The sequence below is a fragment of the Candidatus Eisenbacteria bacterium genome (genome assembly GCA_018831195.1).
Taxonomy (GTDB): Bacteria; Eisenbacteria; RBG-16-71-46; order CAIMUX01; family JAHJDP01; genus JAHJDP01.
Genome location: JAHJDP010000003.1, coordinates 1 through 8,547, shown reverse-complemented (window position 1 = coordinate 8,547; position 8,547 = coordinate 1). Strand labels below are relative to the sequence as shown.

The following is an 8,547-nucleotide window of genomic DNA, read 5'->3' as shown; positions in this document are numbered from 1 at the left end:
CTCGTTCGCCGCATCGCCGGTCACGACGCCGTGATGACACCCAGAATCCAATACCACCGACCCTGTCCATGTTGCGCCATGCCGAGTTCTTTTCTCATCCGTCCTGATTTTGGTAATGCCGCGGAAGGGTGCTAAGGAGCGTCAGCTGCAGCGCCGCCCATGATCGATTCCAACCACAACGCGACCATTCCTCATCCCGTTTTTCCACCCACCCGGTGGGGCTAGAACAGTCGGCTCCGGCCGCCTCCATAGGGAGTTCACCCGATGAACGCCGATGGACCTCTTTCCAGGGTCTCGCCGAATTCTGACCTGACCGGGATTTCCGGCTGGGTTCGGGGGCGGGTCAGGGTCGGATTCATAACGCTCTTCGGAATCGCGGTTTGAAACGGCATCCTGATGGTCTCCCATTACAATTACTTGATGGACAAGGAGAGCCTTCTGCTTGCGGAAGCCGCCATCCGGGGCTCCATGGAGCGGCTGAGCTCGATTCTCATGACGGCGATGACGACCGGCTTGGCGCTTGTGCCTCTGGCGCTCGCCGGCGACATGTCCGGCTCGGAGCTGCAATCGCCCATGGCCATCGTGATCTTGGGCGGATTGGTTACCGCCACATTCTTGAATCTCGTGGTTGTGCCGGCATTATTCTTGAGATGGAGACGGAAGGCATAGGGCAACTCGGCGTGCGGTCGAGAGAAGCGCGGGGGGACGCCATCGCGAGATGGCGTCTGTCAATCCCTACTTGTGCCGATGGCGATGATGAAGATCAGGCCAATGCGGATGGGAATGCGCCCCGGCCCTGTGCCGGTGCCGGTGTGAATGCCGCTCCGATTCCGGCAGTTTCGGATGCTCGTGATCGTGATGTTCGTCATCGTGCCGATGCGCATGCTCGTGCTCCATCGCTTCATGTTCGTGGCGGTGTTCATGGCGGTCGAATGTGAGCAGCCCGATGCCGAGAATAAAGAGCAGCACCGATCCAAGATGAATGAACCCCAGCGATTCGCCCAGCAGCAGCACGGAGAGGAGCACGCCGAAGAACGGTGCGGAGGCAAAGGCGATCTGGGCGCGCGTGGCGCCGATGACCTGGGCCGAAGAAATGTATAAGGTGATACTTGCGCCGTAGGCCCATGCCCCGACAAAAAGCGCGGCGAGCACCTGGAGTAATCCGGCATGAAAGGGCGCCATGAGTATACCGATCGCCAGGTTGGCGGTGCCGGCCGCGAGCCCCTTCCAAAATGTGCTTTGACTCGGTGTGATCCCGTCGATGAGCGCCGTCAGATGATTGTCCACGCCCCAGCATAGGCAGCCGAGCAGTACGAGCCCGCCAGCCAGGAGTCCGCTTGTCCCGCTCGGAAGGGACAGCAGCAGCGCCCCGCCGAAGGCGCAAAGGACGCCGCCCCAGCCTGACAGGCTGAGTTGGTCGCGGAAGATGACCACGCCGATGAGTGCGGTAGCGGCGAGCTCGAAGTTCAACCAGAGAGAGACGGAGGCGGCCATCGCCAGGTGCAGTCCAAGCAGGAGCAGGACCGGTCCGCAGATGCCACCGGCCACAACGGCGCCGAGCAGGCGAAGCCGATTGCGCCGGTCGCTTCGGGCCGGCAATCGGATACCCCCGCTTCTCCCGGCCGTCGGTGCGACGCCGATCGCCGCGCCGAGGTAGAGCAATCCCGCCAACTGAAAGGGGGTCAGCCCCGAGAGCAACATCTTGCTGGCGGGAGTTGCCGCCCCAAAGAGGGCCGCTGCGAAAATCGCAAATCCAACCGCGCGAATCATGACGGGTTCACTCCCATGGCTCTGAATCCGGTGTGAGAATGCAGAGTAACAACAACGTATGCCCCGGCGGAAGGGCAAGATCCGCCCGGATCCCAATTACGAAGGCGGCAATACCGCAGGCCGCCAGCGCGTGTTGCAGGCCGCAAACATGTCCAGGTATTGCTCATGGGTGAAGGAAAGCCGCATAATCGCCAGCATATCGTTGACACGCCCCTCCCCCGAGCAACGGCTTCGGTCAACGAGAATCAACCTCATTGAGCGGTGGGTGAAGGCCATGGCCTCACGACTCACCCCGAACCGTCGATCCTTGCTTGCTTATGCTGCAACGCCGTCTAAAATAGCCTCGCAGTGATGTCCCCCACCGGTCAAACGCCATTCGAATGATCTCCGCCTCCCGCGCCAATCCTCATTTGAACTGCGTAGATGGTCCCCGCTACCGATTTGGGATTGCAGCATCTGCGCTGATCCGCGCGCGTAAATTTTAATTCATACTTTTTAGTGTGAATTTATCCTTTGCCATCCCTGGGGTGTTCGTGTATGTTTGGTTTTATAGGTACCATTTTGGTACTAGTTGACATTCGCTTCAAAGAAACGACAAGGCCGAACGCTGATAGAATGAAAAGGAGACGGTTATGTCCTGGGAACTTCCAAAACTCGGTTACGATTATGGTGACCTTGAACCTCATATCGACGCCAAAACGATGGAGATTCATCACACAAAACACCATCAGGCGTACATCAACAATGCGCTGGCCGCCCTGGAAAAACATCCTGAACTGAAACTGAAATCGGCCGAGCAACTGATCTCGGACCTCAGCGCGGTGCCCGAGACGATCCAGACCGCGATTCGCAACAACGCCGGCGGACACGCCAACCATTCGCTGTTCTGGACCGTGATAGGCCCCAATGCTGGCGGCTCCCCGCAGGGCGCCCTACTGACCGCGATCGAAGCCGTTTTCGGCCAATTCGATTCCTTCAGGCAACAGTTCGAGACGGCCGCCAAAACGCGGTTCGGCAGCGGCTGGGCTTGGCTGTCGCGCAAATCAGACGGCGGCCTGGTGGTCTCTTCCACGCCCAACCAAGATTCTCCGCTCTCTGAGGGTATGACGCCGATCCTCTGCCTCGACGTGTGGGAACACGCCTACTACCTGAACTACCAGAACCGGCGGCCGGATTATATAGCGGCCTTTTGGAATCTGGTCAACTGGGGCGAGGTCGCCCGCCGGTTCAAAGCGGCCCCCTGAGATCCGTCGGGTCTCAATGCCATGGTCGTTGGTTCGAATCCAGCCCCAGCCACATTAAATCCTCAATCGAACCTGACCCGCTCGATTAGCGTACTATCAGCATGGGTCTGGTGGAGATCGTTGCGCCAACCTCGAGCCTGAGGAAGTACATCCCCGCCGCCGCGCCGCGTCCTGAGTCGTCGTCCCCATTCCAGCGCACACTGTATTGTCCAGCAGGTTGGACGGTGCCGTTTATTAGACGCACCAAACGGCCGGTGATGTCGTAGACGCTGAGCAGCGCAGGCTTTCCGCTTGCCTCATTCGGAACCGTGTAAGTGATCCGCGTGGAGGTGGTGAACGGGTTGGGTTGAATACTCCAAAGAACCAGCCCAGGGTGATTCCAGTCTGGATTACCGTCCGTATGGGACGTGTCGACAGTTCTGGTAACCCGAAAACCAAAGCTGACGGCAGCGGTGGTCGGCACGTAATAGACCCGATTAGCGCACTGCATGCTGCTGATATAGACCAACCAAGAACCACCACGAAGCATGCGGGTGGTCCCGCTTGAGGGGCCCGTCGGGTCGGTCACCGGATCCGATCCCAGGCTGCACACAAACCAATCATTGCACCAATCCAACAGATTCCCATGTCCGAAAGACCCAACGCTTCCGGCGCATCGGCATAGGTCCCGACGGGTGTGGTCCAGCCCACACAGAAGTCATCAAAATACTGGCGGAAATTGGCCCGGCTGCAATCAGGGTACTCATTGCCCCAAGGATATATCCGCTCATCGTTCCACTGCGCCGCGTATTCCCACTCGACATCCGTCGCCAGGCGGTAGCCTCGCGCCCCATAGGGATCCCCGCTGTTGCATGACCAATCGCCATTGTGCTCATAGGCACGGGGCAAATCTTCCTGCAAGCTCAGCCAATCGCAAAAACGTGCGGCTCCGAACCAGGTCACCATCATGACCGGGTGATTCGCCGGATCGTATCCCCCGGGATAAGCACTCTGTGCATAGCTTGAGGGGGATTCTCGAAGATAGAACGTTCCCGCTCCATTAAATTGGATCTCGCAGTTGACATTATCGAGGTCCAGCAGTTCCTGAGCGCTTCCGTCCAGATTGTCCCGCAGCGAAGCGGTCGTGGCCGTCACATAGCCGTTGCCATACGCCCACTGAACCATCTCCATGTATTCCTGGTTTGTGACTTGGTGCTGGCCCAGATGGAAATCGCGCGTCAGGGTAACCTCGCGTTCGTTCGCTCCGCAGTAGGACGCTCCGTCGCCCATGATGAAGTCCCCCGCGGGCACAATGATCATTTATACGGGAGCATCGGATACTTGACGTTGACGAGATGAGTTTACCATGGGGACCGCCGAATCGCATTGGCAAACTGGGGCCTCTCCCGCGCAGCGCCGGCGCAGCACAGGGCGGCGGTGGAAATTCTATCTCGATTCCTGATAATCTCCATCAAGCCTGAGCGGCAAATGGTAGCAAACCGAGTGGGCGCCACAACGACGCTGGTAGAGAGGCTTCTGGAAGATGACCTCAGCATCTGGGATGAGTCCGGAGCTATCCATCCCCGAGACCCGGATCTGCTCCTCGATGCCCCTGGAGAATATGTGAAAACGGGCAGACTTCCACCCCCTTCCTGCTGCACAGGCCTAAAGTCTTACACGTTTTCTTGAGGCGGTTTCCAGACCAGGAGGTTGTATGCCACGCAAGCCAGAATTCACGCCCTATGACGGGAATGATCCATTTATCTTTGTGAGCTACGCCCATCGGCGGCCGGAAGATCGTCCGGTTCAGGGCGACCAGTATGATGAGGATATCGTTTTCGATGATTTGGAAATGATCCACAGGCATGGTTTTAGGATCTGGTATGATGAAGGGATTCATCCAGCCATGCTGTTCATGGAAATTATACGAGAGAGGCTCCTGCGTTGCGACCTTTTTGTGATTTTTTCGTCTCCCTTGTCAATGACGCGCGATTTTGTTGTTATGGAAATGAATATCGCACTCGACCGGAGAGAAAGAGAAAATCTCCCGATTCTGCCCGTGTTCTTATCACCGGATTTTCGTCCATATGACCCCGCCCATTACCTGTTGAAAAATACCCATAGCATAGAAAGATACGGACCGGCCTTCGCCATCGATCCATACATGCTGAAACTCGTGCATACTCTCAATGACCTCGCGCCACAAACACGACTTGACCCTATTGATCGTGACAGCCAAACCCTGGGCATTGGATATCTTCCCACCTATGATGATATCGTCGAGGGAGTGACAGCCTTGAGCAAAGTGGAACAGGAAAGGCGGCGAGAGAAATTTGTGATCGAATTTCGCAATGCGATGCCTGAACCTGACTCATATACGATGGATGATGTATTCCAGCTGACGTCAGAGGTGACCGGCGCAATTCCGAGACTGCGAGAGATCCCCGTTGCACGAAGCCAGGCCGCGCAGCCTTCCAACCTGCTCGGCAAGCCGCTGTCGATCCGTCATGCGTTTGTTGCGCCGCTGAGGTTGGTTACCGGCCTCATCACCAGGTTGGATGCGAACTGGCCGCCGCTGGTAAGAAGCTACGGTAATCTGGTCCGCAAGGATAAGATGAACAAGCTGGATGATCTCCACTACTTCATCGAATTCTGCTGGCTTGCGTGGGGCCCATCGGTGAGTACTGCCCAGATGATGCGGGAGAAAGGTCGATTCGTGGTACTGCAGGCGGCGTTTGGGGATGAAGCGAATTCGCTCCCCCTCATACTTCCAAGATCAACCTGGAGGACATTCACGCGCAAAACCGGGATCCGCCTTGAGCGCGGAAGACCAAGCAGGCTCACAAACGCGCTTATCGTCAAACCCGGCGCTGATGATTTCTTTGCCGAGCTGCGTGAGCATGAACTCTTCCGTGATGTATTCCGTGACCCCAAAGAGGTTGCCCTGTACTTGCCGTGCGAAGAGACGGGCCTGTTGGCAGGCGGACTCGAGCCCTTGCCGAATACCGACGATGCCTTCTATAGCACTGCGTACGTCTGGCTGATGCTGGAACAGACTGACTCGAAAGGCGTCCCGCCTGCGGAACTCACCCCGGGAATGGTTATTCCGTTCTTCGAACATGCCAATTTGGCTCCGGGCAAGAGTCTCGACTTTTTGCAGCACTGCCTGGTTCGCAAGGCACTGCACCATGTTCTTCTTTGCGCCAGAGACAAAGATTACGGCAAGGACGGTTATTACCGATTCGCCACAGCGCTGTTCCCTGAACAAATACTGGAAATTTTTGATGCTGAGATCGCGCGGTTCAAGCGCTCCGACCAGGAGATTATCAGTGCGCGACTCGTTATTCCCAAACAAAGCTCAGCATGGCGCACACCTGTGGAAGTTATCAATTTCGCTGATGCGGTGAGCGAGGACATTAAGCGGGCTTTGGCTCACACGGAAGAATGTTAGGAAGAGCTGATTCATTCTTGACCGGTGATGCCTTCTGAGACAGGCGGATTTGTGCTCTTGCCGGCGTGACGATAGCCTGTTATATCTATCGCAACGATGACACTATGAAGGCACAGCGATGAGCAAACATTCTTTCGAGAAACTGGAAGTCTCTACTGAAGCGGCGGATATCGGACTCCTCCGCCAGTTTTACGCATCCATTTATATCGCCGAATTCCCGGACGCGAATGAGCGGGAATCCCTCGAGAACATGGAGCGCTATATTTCGCTCAAGGCCGACGGCTGGTATCAGAGGAACAATTACCACATTCTCCTCTATCTGGAGAACGGCATTCCTGTCGCCGGATCCATCATCGATTACCTGGCCGGAGCCAATGTCGGGGTCATCGAGTTCCTTGTTGTATCGTCATCCCTTAGAAGAAGCGGGTTGGGATCCCAGCTGCTGCAATGGACCGAATCGGTCCTGCATCGGGACAGCATCTCTGCGGGACACGGTGGATGGGACTACATCATTGCTGAGATGAACGATCCTTTTAAATCTTATGAGCGGGATGACAGCATGGACGGGTTTGAGCGAGCCCTCGTGTGGGACAGGTGGGGATATATGAAGACAGACTTCCCCTACGTGCAGCCTTCACTCTCGGCAGATCAACTTCCCGTCCGGAATCTGCTGCTCATGTGCAAACCCGGCCGCGGCAGCGATCCCGACGCCATTCCGGCCATGACATTAAAAAAGGCGGTGTACGGATATGTCATCTGGGCCATGCGGATCTATGAGCCGGATTCCAATCAGGAATGCCTCGCCATGTCCCGTTTTCTGACGAGTCGAACCAAAGTTGGGTTGACCTCTTTGGCCGCGTATGTGGCGGCAGAGAACAGCCGGCAGCTAGTCTACACGGACCTGGCCCAAATTCCCCGGGATGAGATCGATTGCCTTCTGGATATCTACGAGTCGGAATTCGGCGAAGGACCTACGAGTTTCCCTCGAGAACTGTTCAGAAAGTCGCTTTTGAGTCGGCGGCATGAAGGCAAACCGTATGAGTATCATTTTATTTCAATCAAGCGGCGGGCCGAAGGCACGCCCCACGGCATGGCATCAGTATTTGCCTTTCCGGATGCGGGGTTCGGAGGATATGTTGTCCTCGACAAAGTCCTCAGAGGGAAAGGACATTTGGCAGAAATCATCGCATTGCTTGAGCGCTGCATGCTAATGGACCGTCGGGGAGCCACAGGGTGGTTCGGTGAATGTGATGAGGCGGATGGGTCCCTCTCGATCTTCAGCAAACGTGGATTTTACGAGGTCGATGTGACGTACCGCCAGCCCCCGCTATCCGGCAGACCCCCATATAACATCGCGGACGCTCCAGTGCTTCATCTCATCTACAAGGCCTTTGGAGCCCAATACTCGCCTCCAGATCTAATGGCAAGAGACTTTCTGGGCGCTATGGAATGGATCTTTCGCATCATATACCGGATAGATAATCCCTCGACCAGCGATTATTACGAGGATCTTCGTCGGCAAATCGGCCAGCGAGAACTCGTTCCCTGGCGGTAGGTTTTCAATGTCCGGCTCGAGGCCGTTTTTTCTGCTGCCGCGCCGCCTCAATTCCCTGTAAAAGGAGCACTCTCCACACCGTTGAGAAGAATGGAGCCATTCATCTTGCGCAGCACAACGGTCGGATTGCTCATAACCGTGGTCCTCATCGCCAAACGGGAGGGGAGAGATTTCGAGTCTTGTGACGCTGGATTGGGCGGATACGCCGGGGGCGGTGGGTTACCGGGTTCAGGTTGGGACTTCATGCGGCGGTGGGAGTGAGATTACCGTCAACTCTTCGCAATACCCGCTCTCGGATCTCAGCGAGGGAACGACCTATTACTGGCGGGTGAAAGCCAAGAACAACTGCGGCACATGGGGCACCTATTCCGACAGCTACTCCTTCGCAACGAGTCCGAATCGGCCGCCTCGTTCGCCGCATCGCCGGTCACGACGCCGTGATGACACCCAGAATCCAATACCACCGACCCTGTCCATGTTGCGCCATGCCGAGTTCTTTTCTCATCCGTCCTGATTTTGGTAATGCCGCGGAAGGGTGCTAAGGAGCG

7 protein-coding genes and 1 pseudogene are annotated in these 8,547 nt (G+C 56.5%); 5 read left to right on the top strand and 3 right to left on the bottom strand.

Annotation, left to right across the window (positions count from 1 at the left end; genetic code table 11):
- Positions 1-264: 264 nt before the first annotated feature.
- Positions 265-669: pseudogene (locus KJ970_00385) on the top strand (efflux RND transporter permease subunit).
- 66 nt (positions 670-735) lie between these two features.
- Here KJ970_00385 and KJ970_00380 read toward each other — a convergent pair.
- Complete coding sequence (locus KJ970_00380; protein ID MBU2689356.1) at positions 736-1,770, bottom strand: DMT family transporter; 1,035 nt, start codon at positions 1,768-1,770, stop codon at positions 736-738.
- A 632-nt stretch (positions 1,771-2,402) separates the two neighbouring features.
- Here KJ970_00380 and KJ970_00375 point away from each other — a divergent pair.
- Positions 2,403-3,014 (top strand): superoxide dismutase, encoded by a 612-nt coding sequence (locus KJ970_00375; GenBank protein ID MBU2689355.1) that lies wholly within the window; start codon positions 2,403-2,405, stop codon positions 3,012-3,014.
- 85 nt (positions 3,015-3,099) lie between these two features.
- Here the strand turns inward: KJ970_00375 and KJ970_00370 are convergent, their stop codons facing one another.
- Both KJ970_00370 and KJ970_00365 read right to left on the bottom strand, forming a co-directional pair.
- Entirely contained in the window at positions 3,100-3,606 is a 507-nt protein-coding gene (locus KJ970_00370; GenBank protein MBU2689354.1) for a T9SS type A sorting domain-containing protein, read from the bottom strand.
- A complete protein-coding gene (locus KJ970_00365; protein MBU2689353.1) occupies positions 3,579-4,313 on the bottom strand; it encodes a formylglycine-generating enzyme family protein in 735 nt (244 codons plus the stop codon). Before KJ970_00365 ends, KJ970_00370 begins: the two co-directional genes overlap by 28 nt.
- A gap of 394 nt (positions 4,314-4,707) precedes the next feature.
- Between KJ970_00365 and KJ970_00360 the strand changes: the two genes are divergently transcribed.
- The 3 genes from KJ970_00360 to KJ970_00350 all read left to right on the top strand — a co-directional run bounded on the left by KJ970_00360 (position 4,708) and on the right by KJ970_00350 (position 8,513).
- Positions 4,708-6,444: a toll/interleukin-1 receptor domain-containing protein gene (locus KJ970_00360; protein ID MBU2689352.1), complete on the top strand. Its 1,737-nt coding sequence runs from the start codon at positions 4,708-4,710 to the stop codon at positions 6,442-6,444.
- A gap of 118 nt (positions 6,445-6,562) precedes the next feature.
- Positions 6,563-7,999, top strand: coding sequence for a GNAT family N-acetyltransferase (locus KJ970_00355; protein MBU2689351.1), 1,437 nt, complete (start codon positions 6,563-6,565; stop codon positions 7,997-7,999).
- A gap of 169 nt (positions 8,000-8,168) precedes the next feature.
- Entirely contained in the window at positions 8,169-8,513 is a 345-nt protein-coding gene (locus KJ970_00350) for a fibronectin type III domain-containing protein (GenBank protein MBU2689350.1), read from the top strand.
- The last annotated feature ends 34 nt before the right edge of the window (positions 8,514-8,547 follow it).

Excerpts from the sequence above, each read along its gene's own strand:
- KJ970_00380 (MBU2689356.1), bottom strand. The coding sequence starts at position 1,770 with ATGATTCGCGCGGTTGGATTTGCGATTTTCGCAGCGGCCCTCTTTGGG.
- KJ970_00375 (MBU2689355.1), top strand. The coding sequence starts at position 2,403 with ATGTCCTGGGAACTTCCAAAACTCGGTTACGATTATGGTGACCTTGAA.
- KJ970_00365 (MBU2689353.1), bottom strand. The coding sequence starts at position 4,313 with ATGATCATTGTGCCCGCGGGGGACTTCATCATGGGCGACGGAGCGTCC.
- KJ970_00360 (MBU2689352.1), top strand. The coding sequence starts at position 4,708 with ATGCCACGCAAGCCAGAATTCACGCCCTATGACGGGAATGATCCATTT.
- KJ970_00355 (MBU2689351.1), top strand. The coding sequence starts at position 6,563 with ATGAGCAAACATTCTTTCGAGAAACTGGAAGTCTCTACTGAAGCGGCG.